Origin of the sequence: Paenibacillus sp. FSL P2-0173 (assembly GCF_038008045.1) — a bacterium.
Lineage (GTDB): Bacteria > Bacillota > Bacilli > Paenibacillales > Paenibacillaceae > Paenibacillus > Paenibacillus polymyxa_B.
Genome location: NZ_JBBOYK010000001.1, coordinates 988,534 through 1,011,772, shown reverse-complemented (window position 1 = coordinate 1,011,772; position 23,239 = coordinate 988,534). Strand labels below are relative to the sequence as shown.

The following is a 23,239-nucleotide window of genomic DNA, read 5'->3' as shown; positions in this document are numbered from 1 at the left end:
GAAAGGTGCAGAAATATTTATTTTGTGACATAGGCTGCGAAGAAAAGCCCTCTTATAATAAAAGAGTAGAAAATGATTTTTAGAGGGGGAACAATATGCGAGTTCATTCGAAAAAAAAGTTGTTGTCGTTGCTCGCCGCAACTATGGTATTAGGAGTTGGCCTTGTGGGCTGCTCAGGAGCAGGAAATGGTGGGAATGCGGACAGCACAGCTAAAACTGAAAACGTATACAAAGAAAAATACAATCCGGAAGTCACAATTTCCACGGTATGGGGTGTAGATCCCGCCTTAAAATTTAAAAATGGTGAATCTATCGAAAATAATATTGCGACAAAATGGGCTAAAGAGAAATTCGGTATTAATATCAAATCACTCTGGTCCGTCACAGATACGAATGGTGCATTTGCTACGAAGCTGCGATTGGCTATGTCCTCCGGTCAGGAGATGCCAGACGTGGTTGTATTGGGGACGGAGAATGAGCAACTGGCACAGGACATGATTGATTCCGGTATGTTTGCAGAGGCTGGTCCGTTGTTTGACAAGTACGCTTCGGATTCCTGGAAGCAGGCGATGAATCAGGATACGAACGTATGGAATCAGTATAGCCGAGATGGCAAAAAAATGGGCATTCCTGTGCTTGATTTTGCCTATAACCATGATTATGTATTGTGGGTACGACAAGATTGGTTGGATAAGCTGGGTATGAAGGCTCCAGAGACGATGGATGACTTGGAAAAAGTGATGGATGCCTTTAAAAATAAAAATCCGGACGGACTGGCTCCGAACAAAGTGATTCCGCTCAGCATCGGTTTCAAAACATCCATGAACACTTGGATGGGTGACCCATCCTGGATTTTCGGGGCATATGGCACTCTACCTCAGCAGTGGAACAAAGGCACAGATGGCAGTTTGGAATATGGCTCCGTGCAGCCTGGCATGAAGCCGGGTTTGCAAAAGCTGAGCGAGTGGCTCAAAAAGGGATATATTCCTCAGGAAGCAGCATTGTGGGATGAAAATAAAACGTCAGAACCTACAGTCGCAGGAACAGCCGGTATGATTCCTGGACCATATTGGATGAGCGGCTGGCCGCTTCAGGATACAGTCAAAAATGCGCCGGGTGCCGTGTGGAAGCCGATCAAGATTCCAGCGGGTCCTGACAACAAAGCCATGCGCCACGGAACGCAATATACCAATGGTGTTGTACTAATCAACAAACAAATGCAGCATCCTGAAGCTTTTTTCACTTATCAAAATTATTTGTTTGACCATTATGCTAATGCCAAACCGGACGGCGATTTGTCGAATGGGCTGTTTAAGGGCTACGATTATGATTTGGATGCGGGCGGAAAGCTAATGTCTATCGATAAAATACCAGGCGGTTATGTAAACTCTTTTCGTTATTTGCTGGTTCGTGATGGCGCGCGTATACCTGATGCCCAAATGAAGGCTTTGTTAAGTTTGGCTAACGGCGCAGAAGCGAAGACCCGTCTGGAGAAAGATGTAATGGTGAATTACGGGAAAGATACTCCTGCAGCTGCCAAAGTGCTTATGGAACAGAAGGATATCTCCATGAAAGATCAGTTCACGGGCCCTACTACGCCAACCATGAAGGCTAAAAAGGACTATCTGGATAAGATTGAAAGTCAGACCTTCAATGAAATTATTTATGGCAAGCAGCCGATCTCTGCTTTTGATACCTTTGTACAGACGTGGAAAACAGCTGGTGGCGAACAAATTACAAATGAAGTAAACGAATGGTATAAAAGCGTCGAAAAGTAAAATCATGATGTTGTAATAGTTAGGAGGGCTGTCCCAAGGTGGACAGCCTTTTTACTACAGCTTTATCAGGATTGAGTAGAAATGAATGTGCTATTATGATGTGTGTGAAAAAAAATTTTCATTCGTTTGGCGAACTTAAAAAATGATTGCTTTTGTGCCATGTATGTTGGTTTTTTGAACTGTTGGGACAGCGAAAACGCTTTTATAATTGAAGTATACCATGAGAGTTACAGGAGGAACTGCAATGAGAAGTCTGCAACGTACGTGGCCATTTCATATCATGCTGCTGCCAGCCATCATTTTCTTAATTGTATTCAGCTACATTCCGATGGGCGGCATCGTGATGGCCTTTCAAAATTACAAACCTTGGCTAGGCATAACTGGTTCCGAGTGGGTTGGACTGGATAACTTCCGCTTTTTGTTTCAACGGGAGGACAGTCTTCAAGTCGTCTGGAATACACTAATTATTGCTGTGTTAAAGATGTTTTTCAATCTGGTGGTTCCGTTTGTTTTTGCTATACTGCTGAATGAAATTCGCAAGGTCGGCCTTCAGCGATCCATTCAGACACTGGTTTATCTGCCACACTTTCTTTCGTGGGTCATCTTGGGCGGAATTCTGATTGACCTGTTGGCTACAGATGGATTTATGAATCGTATTCTCGGTAGTTTCGGGATCCAGCCTATCTTTTTTCTGGGAGAAAATAACTGGTTTCGGTTTACTGTCATTGTATCGGATATATGGAAGGAGTTCGGATACAACACCATCGTATTTCTTGCTGCACTGGCGGGTATTAATCCTTCGTTGTATGAGGCTTCTGAAATGGATGGAGCGAGCCGCTGGAGACAGACGCTGCACATCACTGTACCTTCGTTAATTCCGATGGTAGTCGTTGTTGGAACGCTTGCACTTGGCAATGTACTGAATGCCGGTTTTGACCAGATTTTCAACCTTTATAATCCGCTGGTTTACCAAAAAGGCGATATTATTGATACATTCGTCTACCGGACAGCGTTAATCAATGGGGAAATGGGCTTTGCCACCGCAATCGGCTTGTTCAAATCCGTTATCAGTATGATTCTCATTCTGATATCTTATCGACTTGCTTACAAATGGGCAGGTTACCGCATATTTTGATTCCACGAGGCTGAAAGAGGGAGAGTCATGTATCATAAAACAACGCCATATCGCATCTTCAATGTGTTTAACATTTGCTTGCTTGTGATTTTGTCCATCATGTGTATCGTTCCGCTGATTCATGTGTTGGCGGTATCATTTAGTGCTAAATCAGCAGCAGATGCCAATCTGGTTGGGCTGTGGCCGGTGCAATTTTCATTAGAAGCCTATAAGAAGACGATGAATAACCCAATTTTTCTGCACTCTATCTGGATTTCTGTCTGTCGGACTGTATTGGGAACCGGCTTAACATTGCTTATTACCTTTTTAGCTGCTTATCCACTTTCAAAGGAAACATCTGTGTTCCGTAGCAGAAACGTATATTCATGGTTGTTCGTATTCAGCATGATTTTTAACGGTGGTCTGGTTCCATTCTATATGGTTATTCAAAAGATCCATCTTATGGACAGCTTCTGGGTACTTGTTTTGCCAGGAGCGGTCAACACATTTCTGGTCATCCTTATGTTGAACTTTTTTAGAGGAATTCCTAAAGAGATGGAAGAGGCCGCATTGATCGACGGAGCAGGACATTTTCGGACATTGTTTAGTATCTTTTTACCGATATCCCTGCCTTCCATTGCCACGATTGCGCTGTTTAGTATGGTATTTCATTGGAACTCCTGGTTTGACGGTCTGCTCTATTTGAGCAATGCAAAGGACTATCCGCTGGCGACGTTCCTGCAAACTGTAATTATTCAGAAGGACATGAGTTCCATGAGCATGAGTCCCAAAGAGATGGAATTACTTTCTCAAACGACGGTTAATGCTGCGCAAATTTTCATTGGTGCAGCGCCTATTCTCATTGTATATCCATTTTTACAAAAGTATTTTGTTAAAGGTATGACGCTAGGTTCCGTCAAAGAGTAACAGAATTCATAGAAGGAGATGATTTGTAGTGACGAATCAAAACATAATCAAGTACCCTCCCATTAGTGAGCGAGTTCCACGTATGCTGCATGGCGCGGACTATAACCCGGAGCAATGGCAGCATTACCCTGACGTGTTAGCGGAGGATATCCGTCTAATGAAACTAGCCAAATGCAATGTGATGTCTGTCGGTATTTTCTCATGGGTTTCATTGGAGCCTGAGGAAGGTGTATTTACGTTTGAGTGGCTGGATCGTATTCTGGATTCGTTTGCTGAGAACGGAATCTATGCTTTTTTGGCCACTCCTAGTGGAGCAAGACCAGCCTGGATGTCACAAAAATATCCTGAGGTGCTGCGTGTGGAGGCTAACCGTGTCCGTAACCTGCACGGGTTTCGCCATAATCACTGTTCTACATCGCCTGTTTACCGGGAAAAAGTACGTATCATGAATACGAGGCTGGCCGAGCGTTATGCTAACCATCCGGCTGTGATTGGCTGGCATATTTCCAATGAATTTGGTGGAGATTGCCACTGTGATTATTGTCAGGAGGCATTTCGGGCTTGGGTCGAGGATAAATACGGTACGCTGGACAAGCTTAATCACGCATGGTGGACAACCTTTTGGAGTCATACGATTACAGATTGGAGCCAAGTTGAGTCCCCGGCACCTCACGGTGAAACACAGGTCCATGCCCTGAATTTGGACTGGAGACGGTTTGTGACCGATCAGACCGCAGATTTTATCAAACATGAGATTGTGCCGCTCAAGGCTGCAAATCCAGCAATTCCGGTCACAACCAATTTAATGGAGTTTTTTGAAGGGTTGAATTACTGGAAGTTTGCTGATCTGCTCGATGTTATATCCTGGGATAGTTACCCAACATGGCATGACCGTGAGGGAGATGATAGCCGTCAGGCTGCTAAAGTGGCCATGATGCACGATATTATTCGTTCAATCAAGGGAGGCAAGCCTTGGATGCTCATGGAGAGTACGCCGAGTTTGACGAACTGGCAAGACGTAAGCAAGCTGAAGCGACCAGGAATGCATCTGCTATCGTCTTTACAGGCTGTGGCACACGGGTCAGACACCGTTCAATATTTTCAGTGGCGGAAAAGTCGCGGTTCGAGTGAAAAGCTGCATGGTGCGGTTGTCGATCATGTTGGACATGAGCACACTCGTGTATTCGGAGATGTGACAGAGGTTGGCAATGCGCTGGAAAAATTGGAGGAGGTTATCGGTACTTCTGTACCGGCGGAGGCCGCAGTCATTTTTGACTGGGAGAACCGTTGGGGAATCAACGATTCACAGGGACCGCGGAACAAAGGTGTGAAATATGAGGAGACAGCTGAAGCGCATTATTTGGCACTTTGGGAGCAGGGAGTGCCCGTAGATGTCATTCATATGGATGCAGATTTCTCCAAATACAAACTTTTGGTAGCTCCGATGTTGTATATGGTCCGCAGCGGTGTGGGGGAGCGTATACAGAAGTTTGTTGAAAACGGTGGTGTTTTCGTAGCAACTTATTGGTCTGGTATTGTAGATGAACATGATTTGTGCTTCCTTGGAGGCTTTCCGGGTCCGCTTCGTAAGACGCTGGGGATCTGGTCGGAAGAGATTGACGGATTGCATGATCATGACCGTAATCACATTTTACCGGTTGAAGGCAATGAGCTGGATCTGCAAGGGGAGTATGAAGCTGTAGAATTGTGTGATCTCATTCATACGGAGGGTGCAGAGGTACTGGCTGTGTACGGCTCAGACTTTTATGCAGGACGCCCGGCTTTGACGGTGAACCGTTTGGGAGAAGGAAAGGCTTATTACATCGCATCACGCAACACCGGACTGTTCCACAGTCATTTTTACAGAAGTTTAATTGATGATGCAGGAATTAGTAAAGCGCTCAATGTGAAGTTGCCTCATGGAGTGAATACGGCGATTCGTACCGATGGGGTTCATGATTATATTTTTATACTGAATTTCACGCATGAGCCGCAAAAGATTACGTTGGATGGACGAACTTATGTGGATATGCTTGAAAATCATGAGATAGAAGACGGCAGCGTTCAATTGGATGCCTACGCTGTTAAGGTTTTAAAGACAGAGCGCAATAAATAGAACATGATATTAAAGTGTGATCTCTGTCGTTTTCCCGAGTGAGGGAACTGGTAGATTGGTCAGAGGCAATGAGAAGTATACAATTCGGATGGGAGATGACTTATGAAAACAGGTAACCGCACGATGGTATTTGCGATGTTGATCTTGCTATCCAGCTTATTGTATCCGTTCGGCTCTGTAGGGTTGGGTGCGGCTTCGGCCGCCCCTGCTTTCGCCAAAGGAGCAGATATAAGCTGGGTAGCAGGAATGGAAGCGCAAGGTATGACTTGGAAGGATAAAAAGGGTGTTCGTCGAGATATACTGCAAATTTTGCGAGATGACTATCAGATTAACTCGGTACGTATCCGTGTGTGGGTAAATCCTGACATGAAAGATTATGCAAGCGGATACATGAATGCCGAAAAGGCAGCAGAACTGGCGCAGCGAGCTAAAAAATTGGGTATGAGCGTTATGCTGACTCTACATTATAGTGATTCCTGGGCAGATCCAGGGCAACAGAACAAACCTTATGCGTGGCGCAATTTCACATTTACACAACTCATGGATGCAGTCTGGTCTCATACGGTCTATGTTATGAACACGATGAAAAGCAAGGGGGTAACACCGGACTGGGTGCAGATCGGTAATGAGACGAACAATGGAATGCTCTGGGAAGACGGCAAAGCTTCGGTGAACATGAAAAACTATGCCTGGCTCGTCAATACAGGTAATAATGCTGTAAAATCGGTAAGCAGCAGTACCAAAACGATCGTACATTTAGCCAACGGGGATAACGGTTCCGTGTTGAACTGGAATATCGGCGGACTGATTGATAATGGAGCTCAGTTTGATCTCATCGGGCTGTCTCTGTATCCGTCTCCTTCTGACTGGCAGGGCAAGGTGGACCAGACGATTACCAATGCCAATAGCCTCATTGCCAAATACGGTAAAGGCATTGTCATCAGTGAAATCGGGATGGAATATAACGAACCTGCAGCTTCCAAGGCATTTATTTCTGCAATCAAAACGAAGGTTCGGAACATCGGAGGTGGCAAAGGTACAGGGGTATTTTATTGGGAGCCGGCTGCAACTCCAGGTTACAATCAGGGTTATAACAAAGGTGCTTGGCAGGCTGACGGTAAGCCAACCTCGGCTTTGGAAGGATTTGTAAATTAAGAAGTGTGTAAGAGTATATCAAAGAACCTCTAGTTCGCTTTCTATGCAGACTAGAGGTTCTTTATTGTTATCTTGAGTTACTTGGAAGTTATAAAATTAGGCTTCCCGGTTCACCTTGAAGAACGAAATGAGCTCTTCCAGCTCCCCGGACATCAATGTAAGCTTGTCAGAAGCTTGGACAATAGAAGCCATAGACTCAGCCTGTTCTCCAATGGTATGCTCGATTTGTTTGCTGCTGCCGACTGTTTTGCTAACTGTCGAAGACAGCTCGTCAGAGGTAGCTGACATTTCCTGCGTGCTGGCCGAGATCTGCTCCGTTGCGCTGGATACCTCCTGAATTTGTGACGACACTTTATTAGACGCATCTAAAATTTCAGAGAACATTTCGCCTGTCTGCTTCGTAACTTCCAGCCCAATGTGAACTTCTTTTGTACCAAGGCTGATGCCTTTTACAGTCTGCTCAATTTCTCTTTGGATTTCTTCAATGAGCTCTGCAATTTGTTTGGCAGACTCTTGAGACTGTTCAGCCAAATTACGCACCTCTCCCGCTACGACTGCAAAACCTTTGCCCTCTTCACCGACTCTGGCAGCTTCAATAGAAGCGTTCAGTGCAAGCAGATTCGTTTGACTGGCAATGCCTGTAATGATGCTGACGATATTGCTGATTTCGTTAGAACGGTTCTGCAGCGCATTAACGGAATCAGCTGTACTTTCCATTGTAGTGGAGATGGAGTCCATTTGAGCGGAAAGCTTTTGGGCTACCTGATTGCCTTCAACGGAGCGTTTTTCCATAGAATAAGCTTGATCGGCTACGGAAGAGGAGCTTTCGGCAATCGTTTGGATAACTGTCGACATTTCATTCATAGATCTGGAACTTTCAAGTGCTGCGTGATCCTGAGCTTCAAGTCCCTGGGTTATTTCCTGAATATTGCTGTTAATGACGTTCGTATTCATACTGTTTTTCTCGCTAATGCTTAACAATTCCTGGGCAGATCCCGTAACTTCTTGTGTCGTATCCTGTACTTTCACCATTGTATCGTTAAGGCGTTTGATCATAGAATTGAATTTTTGATTGATAATGCCAAGGTCGTCCTCGCCTGTCTTGATTTTTACATTCAGATTACCCTCGCTGACTTCCTCAATTCCCTTCATCAAGCTACGAATCGGGGATAGGGTCCGTTTTACCAATAAATATTGGATCGTTAAGAAGATCGCAAGGAACAGAATGAGCAATGACACACCATATACAAGCAATTTATGAAGTCCGGTAGGTACAGAGCTCGCGTCTACGTCAAAGTATATCGCACTTGTGATTTTACCGCTTTCATCTGTAATTGGGTAAACAATGGTAGTCCATGTACCATATTCGTCCGAGTAAAAGCTGCTCAATGATGATTTATTGGATTGAAGCATTTTATTTACAGCTTGTGCATTTTCGTCAGGAAGAGTATACATATCCCCAATATCCAACTTCAAGTCTTGGAAAGCTTGGACTAAATTTGTGGGAACGCCAATAATGGAGGTTTGATTTCCTTCTGTTAGTTCTGTGCCAAATATGTAAGCTTGGGCAACATTAGGATAAAATGTGTGGATAGAATCTAGGAATTTGCGTAAATCCTGTTGAGCAGAACCGTTATAATCTTTTTCGCTTAATGCTTGTTGTACTTTTGTTTTGTCAACATCTTCTGCCCATTTTTTAGTCAATACTTTAACTTGGTCTTGCAGCTGCGTGGTGAGAATGTTCTTTTGAAGTATATAGCTGGATGTGATGAGAATAGCACCTATTAATACGATGTTAAGAAAAGAGATTAATAGATTTTTACCAAAAAAGGACATAGTTCTCCACTTCAAGTTTTTCACGTTTTCTTCTCCTTTGAATTAGCAATTTAGTTTCATATACAACCTACCCCATATATATTTCGACAATTTGCTTTCTAAATGTTAGGTATTTATTAAAAGGGAGAGTAGAAGGTTATTCAAAAAGAACGGCGGCCCCTAGTAAATGAAACGATGGGACCGCCGCTTGTCGGCAAAACTGGATTTTATGTTGTTTTTCCAACTCAATTCTTACTAAATCACTTTATTGTTCAAACAATATTTAAAAAATAAGATAAATGTGAGCAAACGGGTATGCTTTATACCTATAAATACCTGGATTGCATTGAGGGTTCTTAAGTTTCTGTCCCTATAAAAGAAGTGAAATGAGTAAGGGTAGTGAAATGAGCGATAAGACTGAGCTAATAACAAATGAAGATGCAGCTTCCGTTTCCAGTGTTTCATAACGGGTAGCAATCATAGCGGCCACAGCCGAGCCGGGAAAAGCGACAAGCAGTACGGCTTTGGTTACATCCTCATGGGATAGTCCTATCAGAACAGCAATACCGAGCATAACAATAGGCATCACGATGGCTTTCAGCACAGCGATGCTAAGTGCTTTTGGACTGAACGTAATCTTTTTGATACCAATGGTTACCCCGATGGCAAATAGGGCTGTACCAGCAGTAATATTGCCGATTTGATCAAACATGGATTGCAAAAGTTTCGGAGCGTGGAATCCACATAGAGTCAATACGACACCAAACAAGGGTACGCAGGCAAGCGGCTCGCTGAGTCCATGAAGGACTGATTTCATAGTGACTTTAAATAAGTTGCCTTTAGTGCCGTCGGATTCTGTTGTTTTGCGCTGACCGACCGTTCCCAAAATACTTGCAAGCGGATCAAGAATGGCATTAACGACGATCCCAGTAATCGCAATCGGGATGGCGACTGCCGCACTTCCGAACAAGCTGCCCAGAACCGGAATTCCCATGAATGCAAAAGAAGGCTGTGTCGAATTCAATGCGAACATGGAGGATTCAGTCAGGCCTTTTTTGGCAATTAAGCGATAAACAATGAGCAATACAATATAAAAGCCGATTACACCAAGTAGCAAAGCCACAAGAAAGGGCCACTTTTGAATCAATGTCTCTCTTGGTGTCGTCGTAATACCAATAAACAAGTGTGCAGGTAGAGCAAACTTCGTCACGAGTGTATTTAATCCCTTAGAAGAAGCAGTGTTAAAAGCCTTAAACAATCCTGCGAAATAACCAATTAAAATGACAAAGAAAATAGGAATTAAGATAATAAAAATATGACCTGTAGCCATGATGTCGCCTCCAATGAAGATGTCCGCCAAAAAAGGCGGACATCAGTTAAATAATCACTTTGCGTATGCAAGTACAAATTTGATGTTGTCGCTATTTTTTAAACCAGGACCGCTTCCTGACCATATTGTTTGATTGGTTTATATTTGCAGTCCCACATCGCATCTCGAACCGCTTGTGCGATATCGTCCGGTTGATGACGCGCTACTCCATCCTGAACTGCTGCCTTAGCTACAGCCACGGCTACCGCTTCAGATACTTCGCGTAATTCATTGATTTTTGGCAGCAGGGAAGCACCAGGCTGCGACAAATCAACCATTTGAGCTACTGCATGGGCAGCTGCTGCAAACATGCTATCTGTTATAATTTTGGATTTTACCACGATTGCGCCAAGACCAAGACCCGGGAACACAAAAGCATTGTTGGATTGCCCAATTTCAAACTTAATATTGTTATAGATCACCGGCTCAAAAGGACTTCCTGTTGCAATGAGGGCTTTTCCTTCGGTCCAGTGGATCAAATCTTGCGGAGTTGCTTCTGCCAGTGGAGTCGGGTTGGACATAGGCATAATAATAGGACGTTCTGTATGTTTGGCCATTTCTTTAACGATTTCCTCACTAAATGCCCCAGTAACACCGGAAGTACCAATCATAATCGTCGGTTTTACGCGGCGAATGACTTCAAGCAGTGGGATTTTGCCATCCTCAGCATGTTCCCAGTCACGGCATTCTGCAACATCACGCACATAAGGGACTTGGAATGGAAAAAGTCCTTCTGTTTCGTTGGTAAGCAGGCCACGGTAATCATAAGCCCAGAAGTTACGTCTTGCTTCTGCTTCTGACAGTCCTTCCAGCATCATGGCTGCGCTAATTTGGTCTGCATTGCCGATTCCAGCAGCTCCTGGGCCAAAGACTAGAACCCGATGCTTGCTCAGTGGGATTCCGGACAATTGAACACCGGACATTACACCTGCGAGCGTAACCGCTCCAGTACCTTGAATATCGTCATTAAAAGTCAAAATACTATTTCCGTACTTATTGATAATGTTCCGTGCGTTGACATTGCCCAGATCTTCCCAGTGCAGCAGGGCATTCGGGAAAAAGGAAAGTGCAGCTTGAACATAAGTGTCAATAAATTGGTCATATTGTTCTCCACGTACACGCTTATGACGATTCCCCATATATAAAGGATCTTCCAATAGCTTCTCGTTGTTTGTACCTGCATCAAGAACAACTGCCAGTACTCGGCTAGGATCTATACCAGCAGCAGCAGTATACACAGCAAGCTTACCAATAGAGATATTAATACCTCCGACTCCCCAGTCCCCGATTCCCAAAATACTCTCGGAATCTGTGGCTACGATCAGGTCGATATCATCAGGGTCTAGGTTCAAATTCTTAAAAGCCTCTCCAATACCCGCCAGATTATCAATAGATAAATACATACCACCAGGTTTGTGATATTCATGACTGTATTCCTGTATAGCCTGGCCTACTGTTGGTGTATAAACAATCGGGAGCATTTCGCTTAGGTGCTCAGAGAGCAAACGATAATAAAGGACCGTATTCCGGTTAAAAAGATCATTTAACGCAACATTTTTACGCAAATTATCCGGTTGGCTCTGAAATTGCTCGTAAACCCGTTGAACCTGCTCCTCAATAGTTAATATCGTAGGAGGAAGGAGACCGTCAAGTCCAAGCTGTTTCCGTTCTTCCAGGGTAAAAGCTACTCCTTTATTCAGCAGTGGGTTGGCAAGTAGATCTTTTCCGGTTAATTTAGTTTCGATAGATCCGTCTTCCGTAAAATGAAAAGCACGCATTTCCAATTCCTTCTTTCTAAAAAATTACATTTAATTAATCCTTGAACAATTCGTGAACAAGTATACGCCTTATTTTAAACCAAGTGAACAAGTATGTTGTGTGAAAAATGGTTATATAAGTGTTTACATAAGAAAAATTATGAAAATGAAAGCGATTTTCAATGTTTTTTGAATGAAAATTTCATTTGATTTTCATGATATTTTCGGAAAATCTTGATTGAATGTGATAATTATCGTAGTTTTTTAGGTGTAGTTCGATTAAGCGTGCATGAAAAATAGCTTAACTTCATTTTATATAAACGAAGTTAAGCTATTTTTTGGCTATAGGGATGGTTGAGGGACAAAATTCAATGCTTCGCAGCTCAATGTTTAATGAACATCAGGCATTTAATTCTCCGATGCGATTGACGGCTTCATCAGTAACTGTAGCAGAGCGTTGCATCCAGCTGTTACGCCATTTCAATTGCATTATGATGACGAGGGTAAAGGCACAGAACGTGATTAGGCTCAGAGAGATAAAGCCCGGCATATAGGAACCCGTTGATTTGTACAGATGACCCAGTATAAGGGGGAGGAAGTACCCGCCTATGCCACCAGCAGCGCCGACAATGCCGGTCATGAGCCCGATTTCGTTGCCGAACCGCTGCGGAACGAGCTGGAATACGGAGCCGTTGCCAGCGCCAAGGCACATCATGCCTACGAACAGCAGCACAACTACCACGGTAAGTGGCGGTAAAAACGCAATGCCGGCGAGCGTAATCCCGGCTCCCGCATACAAGTACATTAACATGCGTGAACCACCAATCCGATCGGACAAAAAGCCGCCTACAGGACGAAAGAAGCTTCCGGCAATCACACAAACGGTCGCAAAATCGGCGGCATGTACCGCGGAGAGGCCATATTGGGTATTGAAGAAAATAGTCAAATAATTAGAAAGACCAACGAATCCGCCAAACGTCACGCAGTAAAAGGCACAGAATACCCAGGCATCCCTCTGTTTGAGCACCGAAGCATATTGCGACAGACTTTTTGGTGCCGGGCGGTGAGGGCTGTTGCGGGCAAAAATACTGAACAGAATGAAGACGGTTAAGATGGGGAGGATAGCCAATCCGAAAACGGCTTCCCAACTGCCAAAATGTTGAGCAATGCGGTTGGCGAACAAAGTCGCAAGGACGGTACCGCTATTACCAGCACCGGCAATTCCCATAGCCAAGCCTTGATGCTCTTTGGGGTACCATTGACTTGCCAACGGCAGCGCAGCTGCAAATGATGCTCCGGCTACACCCAGGAGCAGGGCAACAACGTACAAGTGCTCCAGCGAATCAACCCACAGCCAGCCGAGCAAGAGAGGGATTATCGTAACAAGCATACCAATCTGTCCCGTGAGCTTCGGACCGATATAATCTGACATGAATCCGAGCACGAGCCGCAGCAGGGAACCACCGAGTATGGGTAGGGCGACAAGATTGGCTTTTTGTACAGGGTCCATTGGATAATCATTAGCAATTACAACGGCCAACGGTCCGATCATTCCCCATATCATAAAACTGATATCAAAATACAGAAAGGAGCCAAATAGGGTGGGCTTGTGTCCGCTTTTCCAGAAATTTTTTTTGTTCATTCTCCATCTCTCCTGTTCTAATTGTTGTTCTTTGTCTGCAAAATGTAATTTGAACATGAAAAAGCCGCAAATCGCCCCTACATGGTATCTAGGAAACGGTTTGCGGCTTCATTGCCGTGGTTGACACACCTCATTGTGAGTCGACTTGGTATGATCACGTTGGAGTGATTTTAATCAAATTATAAAAAAGGATCTGTTTTATGTCAATATACGTAACACAAAATCGCAAAAAAATTAAATATAAGGCGAAAAATATAGCATTCATGTATTGAATATTGACATGACATTCACAATTCAGTAATCTTAGATACATATCGGCACAACGATGTGCCGACATTTACGGCAACGGTGCCCTTTTCCATTGAATGGAGAAGGGCTTTTTCTGTCTTATTTTATTGGGAGAATGGGGCTGGTTTAATATGATGAAAAAACTGGTCGTCGTCGGCAACGGTATGGCAGGCATCAAATGTGTGGAGGAAATACTCGTTTTGGAGCCAGAGCGGTTCCAAATCACGATATTTGGTGCAGAGCCCCGTCCCGGGTACAACCGAGTGCTCCTGTCCAAAATGCTTCAGGAGGAGAGCTCATTTAAACATATCGTTACCCATGACTGGGACTGGTATGAAGAGAACGGGGTAAAGTTGTACGCGGGTGAACGCGTCTGTCGTATTGATGTTGCAGCCGGGATGGTGGAAACGGAATCCGGTATGAAAGAACCTTATGACATGCTCATATTGGCAACGGGCTCATTGCCTTTCATGCCGCCCATTCCCGGAGCTCGAAAACAGGGAGTAATCGCTTTTCGTGATGTGAATGATTGTGAAACCATGGCGAGATATGCCAAAACATACCGCAAGGCCACGGTTATCGGAGGGGGGCTGTTAGGACTTGAAGCCGCTCAAGGCCTACTGAATCTAGGGATGGAAACTGAGGTTGTTCATAATGCGCAGTGTCTTATGAACCGTCAGCTTGACCGGACGGCGGCTGTGCTTCTGCAGCGAAAGCTGGAGCAACAGGGCATGAGGTTTCATTTGGCGAAGGAAACGGTCAACATCATAGGCCGAAACAGGGCGCAAGGATTGATGTTTGCGGACGGGGACAGGTTGGAAACGGATTTGGTTGTGCTGGCGGTTGGTATCCGACCGAATATCGAATTAGCTCAGGACAGCGGTCTGACCGTAAACCGTGCCATTGTCGTGGATGATTATATGCGCACGAGTATTCCTGGTATTTATGCCGTCGGCGAATGTGCTGAGCACCGCGGGATTTCATACGGGCTAGTGGCGCCGCTATATGAGCAGGGCAAAGTGCTGGCAAAAGTTATTTGTGGTCGTGAAACGGCTCCCTATGAAGGGACGGTTCCGTATGCGCAGCTCAAGGTAGCGGGAATCCATGTGTTTTCCGCAGGAGACATTCGTGATGAGGGAAACGAGACAGCAGTCATGGAATATAACGGGATGCTGAAGGTTTATAAAAAAGTGATGATGCACGGCGGTGCTGTCACTGGCGCCATTTTGTTCGGAGATACGGCGGAAAGCACCTCGCTGCTCGGAATGGTACAGCGCGGCGCACCCGCTACAGAGCTAACATCCCGGGATAACGGCGGAAGCAAAGCGGAGGATGCGGCAGCCGCACTGCCGGAAGAGGAAACGGTATGTGCGTGCAACGGCGTGAGTAAGGGGGCTATTTTGCGAGCGATCACTACGGATAAGCTGAAGACGGTGGAAGAGGTGAAGAGCCGGACCAAAGCATCCGGTTCCTGTGGGGGCTGTCGGCCGCTGGTGGCTGCACTGGTCAAAAATAGTTTGTCCCAATCGACAGTTTCCGGACCTGTAGTTACTCCGACCGCCCAAGAAGTAGTCCCTGTGTGTGGATGTACGCATTACGATCATGACTCGCTTAAAACAGCTATGGTGGACGCAGCCTGTCAGACTCCAGATGAAGTAGTGTCCCGTCTCGGTTGGACTAGACAGCAGGGGTGTGAATTGTGTCGGCCGGCTGTACTTTATTATTTGGAATCCCTTGGGTTGCGCGACAGATCTGCGACAAATCCATTAGGTGCTGGTGTTGTGGTTCAGGTCACACCGCAGTACGGAGGAGAAGCGCCCTCTGCGGATCTGCGCGTTACGAACCTAAATGCCGAGAATCGGGCTTTTGTTGAGTCGGACCTGATGGATCAGGCATTTGTAGAAGTAGCCTGGCTCAGAGAGCGGTTGGTAACTTTATGGGGAAGTCTCGCATTGCCCGCGTTGGTTACAGTTGCTATTTGTCCTGGATCGGCGTATCCGGCAGGTGTACTTGTCCACGATATTGGAATATCCCGATCTCCAGTAGGCTGGGAGGTTTATGCCGGTGGCCATGCAGAGCATCCAGTTCGCCAGGGGCAGCTGCTTGGATTGGAGGAAGACCCGGCAGAAGCGGTCCTGATGGCTGTAGCCTGCTTGCAAATATACCGACATAGTGCCCGGTATGGGGAGAAAATGTGGGAGTGGATTGAAAGGACTGGCGTTCTGGCATTACGGGAAAGTGTGCTTGACGTTGCTCTTCGAAGTGGACTGGCGGGTAGCCTGCGGACCACAATGCTGACAGGATGATGTGATGGGTTGAGTTCAGTTGTGGCGATATTCTATCGTGTGCAGACAATAAAATTCCGAAAAATGGCGAAGGGGAGGTGACTTTGATGTGTCAGTCAGGAGAAGGCAAACCGGAAGCTGGGCTACATGTATCGTCAGTAATGGATACGCAGTGCCCGTTTTGCAGCGTGCAATGTAAGATGACCGTTAGTGCGGGTACGGAGACACTTGCGGGTATCATCCGTACAGTGTATAAGGCGGAAGGGAAGGCTAATGCAGCCTCGCAGGGTAGGCTGTGCATCAAGGGAATGAATGCGCATCAGCATGCGACTCATGCGGAAAGGCTGGTACAGCCCCTCATACGCAAAGAGGGCAAACTTGTTCCCGTCAAGTGGGAGGAGGCGTTGGATACTATAGCTAGCAGTTTCTCTACGCTACTGTCCACACAGGGTCCCGATGCAATCGGAATTTACGGTGGAGGTTCACTCTCCAATGAAACGACTTATTTACTCGGTAAATTTGCCAGGGTGGCTGTAGGTACGCGATATATCGATTATAACGGGCGCTTCTGCATGTCGGCAGCGGCATCCGCTGGCAGTGAAGTGTTTGGCGTTGATCGCGGACTGACCTGCAGACTAGCTGATATTCCGTTGGCTCGTTGTATTGTGCTTGCAGGCACGAATATCGCTGAATGCCAGCCGACCTTAATGCCTTATTTTCATCAGGCGAAGGAAAACGGCGCGTTTGTCATTGTAATTGACCCGCGCGTGACGCCAACGGCGGCGGCCGCCGATCTGCACCTGCAAATCAAGCCAGGTATGGATGCTGTACTGGCCAATGCCATGCTAAAGGTCATCATGGACGAAGGATTTGCGAATGAAGAGTTTATCCGCAAGCGGACCAACGGCTATGATCAGCTGTTGACTCATTTGAAGGGTGTGGATCTGAACGAATCAGCTGCGCTGTGTGGAATTGAAGTAGAAATGATCCGGCAGGCAGCACATGCCTTTGGCAGTGTGGAGACCGGCATCGTTTTTACGGCCAGGGGTGTTGAACAGCAGACAGATGGACATATGGCGGTGCGTGCATTTCTTAATCTGGTGCTGGCCACTGGCAAGATTGGAAGGGAAGGGTGCGGTTATGGAGCTATTACAGGTCAGGGAAACGGGCAAGGGGGGCGAGAGCACGGCCAAAAGGCTGACCAGCTTCCTGGTTACAGATCGATTGAGGATGAAGAAGATCGAGCCTATGTGGCGTCCGTGTGGGGAGTAAAACCAAGCAGTTTACCGGGTAAGGGAGTGTCCGCCTATGAAATGATGGAGCTTGTCCATCAGAGAGAAATCCAAGCTTTGTTCGTGATGGGCTCTAATCCTGTTGTATCTAACCCGAATGTCCGGCTGGTGGAGGAAGCCCTCAAAAAGCTGAATCTGCTGGTTGTGGCGGATATGTTTCTCACTGAAACCGCGCGGATGGCCGACGTTGTTTTGCCTGTGACGTCTTATTTGGAGAATACGGGGACGATGACCAATCTGGAGGGCCGCGTTCTGCTACGGGAAGCGGCGAGGTCCGCACCAGGCGAGGCTAGAGATGACTGGAACATTTTGTGTCAGGTAGCTGCAAAGCTAAACAAGGGCAGCTATTTCTCGTACAGGGATGCTGAGCATATCTTTGAAGAACTGCGGCTTGCCAGCCGGGGCGGTCCTGCCGATTATTATGGGATCACATATGACAGGTTGCGTCGTGAAGAAGGGGTATATTGGCCATGCCCGTCTACGGACAGAGCCGGTATGGATACGATGTTTCGGGAAACCTTTGCCCATTCCGATCAAAAGGCTGTTTTTACGGTGGTTGAAAGCTGTGGAGCAGGAGAGGAGATATCAGAGGAGTACCCGCTTATTTTGACGAACGGCCGCGTGCTGGCTCACTATTTGACCGGTGCACAAACGCGCAGAAGTCCGTCGCTGGCCGCGCGAGAGATTGAAAATTATGTGGAAATTCATCCGCGGACAGCGCGACGCTGGCATATCAGGGACGGGGAGTGGGTAGAAATAGCATCACAGCGCGGTAGCTTCACTGTCCGCAGCCGGATCAAACCACATATCCGCGAAGATACGCTCTTCGTGCCCATGCATTGGGGTGGGATACAAAATGTAAATCGGGCGACCCGACCCGATCTTGATCCGTTCTGCCGGATGCCTGGCTTCAAAACGGCTGCTGTACGCATCCGTCCCCTTCACCTGGCCGTAGCCGCGACCAGTGCAGATAATGGGGAATGGTCTGAGTTCTAGAGCAGGACTGAGTAAGTGACTTTTTCTTTGCATAAAAGGCCAGCCCCCTTTGCATGAGTGAGGGAGCTGGCCTTTTTGGGTTGGACAGTTTAGGGCCCGCAATCCCTAGACTGCGTGACGCCAATAATTATAAATGCATTCGGGTTTCGGATCTGCTTGCTCCTGTTTTTATTTCTTTTCTGAGCATAGCTTCCCGCCAGTGACAATACAAACCCCAGGCGTCCCCGTTTTCTAGCAGCGGTTTGCAGGTATACAAACCTTCCTCTATGGAGTCGACTCGCCCTGCAACGAACAGTCGGACCGCACTGTTGAGTAACACTTGATTCGAAAAGGCTATAGAAGCTGTGCCTTGTAGCACTTCCTCCGTAATGCGTAGTTGTTCAGTGGGGGTCCAGTTATGCTCGGGTACCACCGAATCCAGCCCGTACATTTCCGGATCAATAACCTGTAGTGATACCTCGCCGTTAGCAAGCAGGTAAGTCCGGGTCGGCCGATCGATGAACAGATCCTCCGATCCTTCGCTCCCCTGGACGATCAGAGCCCTGCGGTAATTCAGATTTTGCATGAGTTTTGCCGTCTTCTCGAACACAGTATTGTGGAAAACGCCGAATACAATATACGGGGAAGAACCGTAATCAACCAGTTTCTCGGCAGTATTCAGCACTGTGCGAAGCCCCAGCTCTTCGCGAATGGGCCGCATATCTCGCAGGGGCGCGCACCACTGTTCGGAGGCAACGAACAGTACACCAGTCAGCTTCGCGGCATGAATGGCGGTTTCACGTGTCATGTTCCGGGACGTTACCCCCATTTCCTGCAGTAAAAGCGGGAGCGTAACACCCCATTTGGGAGGGAGAGGTGCACTGCCATGCATCGTTACAGGAATTCCGCATGAGGCGAGTAGAAAGGCCGTTGCGAAGGTGGCGATAAATGAAGACTTTCTGCCATCGTACGGACCGGCGAAATCAATCCCTTCCTGCATCGGAAAGCGATGGGTATATTTACGGCAGATGTTTACAAATGCTTCCAACTCGGCAACACTCTCCATTTTAATGCGCTCCGCGGCAAAGAAAGCTCCGATTTGAGCAGGGGTTGCTGACTGGGTCATAATAAGTTCGGCAGCAGCTTCGGCTTCGGCGTAATTCAGATCCCGGGCGCCCCTTTTGCCGCGACCAACTTCTTTTAATATTTCAATGATATTCATGTTCGGACCCCTTTCAGATTTATGCTTTTAGCATTTGCTGTGCTTTGACGATGGAGATGGCCACATCAACGATACGTTTGCGTTCGTTCATTGCTTTTTTGCGTAGCACATCATATGCTTCCGCTTCCGGGATACCGTTTACTTCCCCAAGTATTCCTTTCGCCATATCAATCCATTTGCGTTCTTCCAGCCGAGCGGTCAGTTGCTTGCGTTCACTTTGCCAGTGCTGGCGTTCAAAAAAGCGTTTGGCGCTAAAATGAAGAGCCCAATTCAGCTCATGGGCTGCCATAGAAGGGGTTAGAATGCCATCGACAGTGACATCAGCTTCACAGGCCTCTGTCGATGATAGCGCTGATTCTGCGCTGCACCACCAGAGCAATGGGATCGCTTTGGCTTGCTCCAGCCTGCCACTCCATATGCTGATAGTGCCGACAGGTATGTTTAGTACCGCCGCGTCTGCATTAAGAATTAGCTGTTTGATTTCAGATTCATTGCGGCAGGGCAGGGTTAGGTATCCGTTGGACTCTAAAAGGTGCTCAGGTCCTGCCTGCCATGAGGAAACGGCGTGTGTCTGCTCAGATACATAGTCAGAATGTAAGTGAATTACCAACAAGGAACGCAAGCGGGCTCCTCCTCTCTGTAACATGAAGGGTAGTTAGCGATGGGGATAGTAATCATTGATAACAAATATGACATAAGATTTTGTCTGCCTGCTTATTTTTTTCATCATCATCAAGCTAAAACGGACTTTTAAACCATTTTGGCGTGTTTTGGACTGAAAATCAATCCTAATTTTGTAGGGGAGTGATATTTTATACGTCATAGATATGTTACATGGTGATAAAATATAATTTTTTATAAGTTAATGCGTAAGGAATGTTGACATATCATTTGAAGCATTATATATTAGCTACAATACTTTTTAATTCCATACTCTGATGGATACAACGGCGTATTCGATGAAACGGCAATGGAGCCTGTTTTCTCATGTGGAGGGATATTTTGAATCCCCATATGTGAAGCAGGCTTTTTATGTTTTGAGGATACAAATGGAAGGGAAGTGACCTGATGAACGATATCCAAAAGTTAGTGTTGATCGGCAACGGAATGGCGGGGATACGCACTCTCGAACATTTGCTGAAGCTTGCACCAGGTAGCTATGAGATTACGGTATTCGGGGCCGAGCCCCATCCAAACTATAACCGGATCATGCTGTCCTCCGTTCTGGCGGGAGGGGCTGGTTTGCAGGATATTGTCATTAACGACTGGAGTTGGTATGAAGACAACAATATTCGATTGTATACCGATGATCCTGTCACAGCCATCAATACGGAAAAGCAGCAGGTGACGTCGCGCTCCGGCGTATGCATCTCTTATGATTTGTTGTTGTTGGCAACAGGTTCTAAAGCCTTTATTCTGCCGCTTCCAGGGGCCGACAAGGAGGGTGTTATCGGTTTTAGGGATATTCGTGACTGTGAAACGATGATGGAGACGGCAAAGACGCACAAAAAAGCAGCTGTTATCGGCGGCGGATTGCTTGGGCTAGAGGCAGCTAGGGGGCTGCTTAACTTGGGGATGGACGTCACAGTTATTCATATTAACGGATATATTATGGATCGGCAGCTGGATGAGGCTGCTTCCCTTATGCTCCGGCGCGAGCTGGAGGAGCAGGGAATGACTTTTCTGGTCAATAAGCGAACGGCGGCTATTACGGGCCGTCGTCGCGTGGAAGGATTGAAATTTGCCGATGGCAGTGAGCTGGAAGCAGACTTGATCGTTATGGCGGTAGGCATCAGACCAGACATTGAACTGGCGGTGTCGGCGGGAATTCCTGTAAACCGTGGCATCATCGTAAATGATTACATGGAAACGAATGTCCCTGGCATATACGCCGTTGGCGAATGTGCAGAACACCAGGGAATCACTTACGGACTGGTAGCTCCATTATATGAGCAGGGTGGTGTGCTGGCTCAGCGGCTCGCGGGAATGGAGACTCCCGGCTACAGTGGTTCCGTCACTTCTACAAGGTTGAAGGTATCGGGTGTCGACGTGTTTTCAGCAGGGCATTACAAGGATGAACCGGGAACACGTTCCCTGCGGTATCAGGATGATATTGGCGGCGTCTACAAAAAAATCGTGATCAAGGACGAAAAACTGATCGGAGCCGTTCTGTTTGGGGATACGTCTGACGGAGCCATGCTGTTTTCTTTGATCAAAAGTGGCGGGTCGGTGGTTGGCCGAGAGAAAGAGTTATTACTTGGCTTCAATCCCGGTCAACCTGAAGCTAGTGGCGCCATGATGCTGGAGCAGATGCCTGATGACGAAATTGTATGCGGATGTAATGGTGTATCCAAGGGTGACATTGGAGAGGCGGTTGCGGCTGGCTGCCGGAGTGTCGGGGAGATTAAGGCATGTACGAAGGCATCGGCATCATGTGGCGGCTGCAAGCCATTAGTGGAGGGACTCTTACAGCTATACGCAGGCGCAGAAGCCGGAGAAACGCTGAAAGAGGGGATTTGTAGTTGTACGACGCTTGACCGGGAAGCGATCATTGATGGCATTCGGGAGATGGGATTGAAGAGCGTGAAAGAAGTGATGAATGTGCTGGGATGGAACGAACCGGAAGGTTGCACGAAATGTCGGCCGGCCCTCAATTATTATCTAGGTATGGTATGGCCGATGGATTATGAGGATGAGAAGGAATCCAGATTCACGAATGAACGGTACCATGCCAATATACAGAAAGATGGCACCTATTCTGTCGTGCCCCGCATTTATGGAGGAGTTACTTCACCTGCCGATCTGAAGAAAATTGCTGCTGTCGCAGAAAAATACAATGTGCCTCTGGTTAAATTTACGGGTGGCCAACGTCTTGACCTGCTTGGTGTGAAAAAGGAGGATTTGCCGGGGATCTGGGCCGAGTTGGATATGCCGTCTGGATATGCCTATGGAAAGACGCTGCGAACGGTTAAGACGTGCGTAGGTAACACCTTTTGCCGCTTTGGCACTCAGGATGCTATGGGTATGGGCATTCGGTTGGAAAAGGCATTTGAACGGCTGAATGCGCCATCCAAAGTCAAACTGGCTGTATCTGGTTGCCCGCGTAACTGCGCTGAAGCGACGATAAAGGATTTAGGCGTCGTTGCTATTGACGGTGGCTGGGGGATCTACGTTGGAGGTAACGGCGGTATTAAGGTTCGGGCAGCTGAACTGCTTTGTACCGTTAAAACCGAGGATGAAGTAATGGAATGGACCGGTGCCTATCTGCAGTATTATCGCGAGCAGGCCAATTGGAACGAACGCACAGCCCATTGGGTGGAACGGGTCGGAGTTGAATCCGTCAAACAGGCACTCGCGAATGCAGAGACGAGGAAACAACTGGTGACCAGAATTGAAGAGACGTTAAGCACGACGACTGATCCGTGGCACGAAATTATTCACAACGAAGAGCTGCGCAAAAATTTTGTACAGTTGCCGGAACTTAAGGCAGTAACGGAATAGGGG

The 23,239-nt window shown here is 46.8% G+C and carries 14 protein-coding genes; 8 read left to right on the top strand and 6 right to left on the bottom strand.

Annotated features, from left to right (window positions below; translation table 11 throughout):
* Window positions 1-95: 95 nt before the first annotated feature.
* The 5 genes from MKX30_RS04455 to MKX30_RS04435 all read left to right on the top strand — a co-directional run bounded on the left by MKX30_RS04455 (window position 96) and on the right by MKX30_RS04435 (window position 7,090).
* The gene (locus tag MKX30_RS04455; protein WP_160789540.1) at window positions 96-1,778 is read left to right on the top strand and encodes an extracellular solute-binding protein; all 1,683 of its coding nucleotides are present in this window, start codon (window positions 96-98) and stop codon (window positions 1,776-1,778) included.
* 244 nt (window positions 1,779-2,022) lie between these two features.
* Window positions 2,023-2,913 (top strand): ABC transporter permease, encoded by an 891-nt coding sequence (locus tag MKX30_RS04450; protein WP_025718416.1) that lies wholly within the window; start codon window positions 2,023-2,025, stop codon window positions 2,911-2,913.
* Between the two features lie 27 nt (window positions 2,914-2,940).
* On the top strand, window positions 2,941-3,819 hold the full coding sequence (locus tag MKX30_RS04445; RefSeq protein WP_023989359.1) for a carbohydrate ABC transporter permease: 879 nt from the start codon (window positions 2,941-2,943) through the stop codon (window positions 3,817-3,819).
* Between the two features lie 28 nt (window positions 3,820-3,847).
* Window positions 3,848-5,935, top strand: coding sequence for a beta-galactosidase (locus MKX30_RS04440; RefSeq protein WP_341062474.1), 2,088 nt, complete (start codon window positions 3,848-3,850; stop codon window positions 5,933-5,935).
* Window positions 5,936-6,037: 102 nt separating this feature from the next.
* A complete protein-coding gene (locus tag MKX30_RS04435) occupies window positions 6,038-7,090 on the top strand; it encodes a glycoside hydrolase family 53 protein (RefSeq protein WP_028540530.1) in 1,053 nt (350 codons plus the stop codon).
* Window positions 7,091-7,186: 96 nt separating this feature from the next.
* Here MKX30_RS04435 and MKX30_RS04430 read toward each other — a convergent pair whose 3' ends face one another.
* From MKX30_RS04430 to MKX30_RS04415, 4 genes are all read right to left on the bottom strand, one after another.
* On the bottom strand, window positions 7,187-8,950 hold the full coding sequence (locus tag MKX30_RS04430; protein ID WP_341062473.1) for a methyl-accepting chemotaxis protein: 1,764 nt from the start codon (window positions 8,948-8,950) through the stop codon (window positions 7,187-7,189).
* Window positions 8,951-9,275: 325 nt separating this feature from the next.
* Window positions 9,276-10,235, bottom strand: a complete 960-nt coding sequence (locus MKX30_RS04425) for an AEC family transporter (protein WP_341062472.1) — start codon at window positions 10,233-10,235, stop codon at window positions 9,276-9,278.
* Between the two features lie 98 nt (window positions 10,236-10,333).
* Window positions 10,334-12,052 (bottom strand): NAD-dependent malic enzyme, encoded by a 1,719-nt coding sequence (locus MKX30_RS04420; RefSeq protein WP_023989354.1) that lies wholly within the window; start codon window positions 12,050-12,052, stop codon window positions 10,334-10,336.
* A 379-nt stretch (window positions 12,053-12,431) separates the two neighbouring features.
* Window positions 12,432-13,673 carry a nitrate/nitrite transporter gene (locus MKX30_RS04415; RefSeq protein WP_069080023.1) on the bottom strand — a complete coding sequence of 414 codons (1,242 nt, stop codon included), beginning with the start codon at window positions 13,671-13,673 and terminating at the stop codon, window positions 12,432-12,434.
* Window positions 13,674-14,092: 419 nt separating this feature from the next.
* Between MKX30_RS04415 and nirB (MKX30_RS04410) the strand changes: the two genes are divergently transcribed.
* On the top strand, window positions 14,093-16,267 hold the full coding sequence (gene nirB, locus MKX30_RS04410; protein ID WP_341062471.1) for a nitrite reductase large subunit NirB: 2,175 nt from the start codon (window positions 14,093-14,095) through the stop codon (window positions 16,265-16,267).
* Between the two features lie 86 nt (window positions 16,268-16,353).
* Window positions 16,354-18,534 (top strand): assimilatory nitrate reductase catalytic subunit NasC, encoded by a 2,181-nt coding sequence (nasC, locus tag MKX30_RS04405; protein ID WP_341062470.1) that lies wholly within the window; start codon window positions 16,354-16,356, stop codon window positions 18,532-18,534.
* Window positions 18,535-18,661: 127 nt separating this feature from the next.
* On the opposite strand, the gene MKX30_RS04400 is transcribed toward nasC, so the two are convergent.
* A complete protein-coding gene (locus MKX30_RS04400; RefSeq protein WP_023989350.1) occupies window positions 18,662-19,735 on the bottom strand; it encodes an anthranilate phosphoribosyltransferase in 1,074 nt (357 codons plus the stop codon).
* A 19-nt stretch (window positions 19,736-19,754) separates the two neighbouring features.
* A complete protein-coding gene (locus MKX30_RS04395) occupies window positions 19,755-20,357 on the bottom strand; it encodes an ANTAR domain-containing response regulator (RefSeq protein ID WP_023989349.1) in 603 nt (200 codons plus the stop codon).
* A 446-nt stretch (window positions 20,358-20,803) separates the two neighbouring features.
* Here MKX30_RS04395 and nirB (MKX30_RS04390) point away from each other — a divergent pair, with 446 nt between their 5' ends.
* Window positions 20,804-23,236, top strand: a complete 2,433-nt coding sequence (gene nirB / locus MKX30_RS04390) for a nitrite reductase large subunit NirB (RefSeq protein WP_028540536.1) — start codon at window positions 20,804-20,806, stop codon at window positions 23,234-23,236.
* The last annotated feature ends 3 nt before the right edge of the window (window positions 23,237-23,239 follow it).

What these genes read in the sequence shown, in the direction of transcription:
- MKX30_RS04435 (WP_028540530.1), top strand. Translation starts at nt 6,038, where the DNA reads ATGAAAACAGGTAACCGCACGATGGTATTTGCGATGTTGATCTTGCTA.
- nirB (WP_028540536.1), top strand. Translation starts at nt 20,804, where the DNA reads ATGAACGATATCCAAAAGTTAGTGTTGATCGGCAACGGAATGGCGGGG.
- MKX30_RS04455 (WP_160789540.1), top strand. Translation starts at nt 96, where the DNA reads ATGCGAGTTCATTCGAAAAAAAAGTTGTTGTCGTTGCTCGCCGCAACT.
- nirB (WP_341062471.1), top strand. Translation starts at nt 14,093, where the DNA reads ATGATGAAAAAACTGGTCGTCGTCGGCAACGGTATGGCAGGCATCAAA.
- MKX30_RS04425 (WP_341062472.1), bottom strand. Translation starts at nt 10,235, where the DNA reads ATGGCTACAGGTCATATTTTTATTATCTTAATTCCTATTTTCTTTGTC.
- nasC (WP_341062470.1), top strand. Translation starts at nt 16,354, where the DNA reads ATGTGTCAGTCAGGAGAAGGCAAACCGGAAGCTGGGCTACATGTATCG.
- MKX30_RS04445 (WP_023989359.1), top strand. Translation starts at nt 2,941, where the DNA reads ATGTATCATAAAACAACGCCATATCGCATCTTCAATGTGTTTAACATT.
- MKX30_RS04450 (WP_025718416.1), top strand. Translation starts at nt 2,023, where the DNA reads ATGAGAAGTCTGCAACGTACGTGGCCATTTCATATCATGCTGCTGCCA.
- MKX30_RS04420 (WP_023989354.1), bottom strand. Translation starts at nt 12,052, where the DNA reads ATGCGTGCTTTTCATTTTACGGAAGACGGATCTATCGAAACTAAATTA.
- MKX30_RS04415 (WP_069080023.1), bottom strand. Translation starts at nt 13,673, where the DNA reads ATGAACAAAAAAAATTTCTGGAAAAGCGGACACAAGCCCACCCTATTT.
- MKX30_RS04400 (WP_023989350.1), bottom strand. Translation starts at nt 19,735, where the DNA reads ATGAATATCATTGAAATATTAAAAGAAGTTGGTCGCGGCAAAAGGGGC.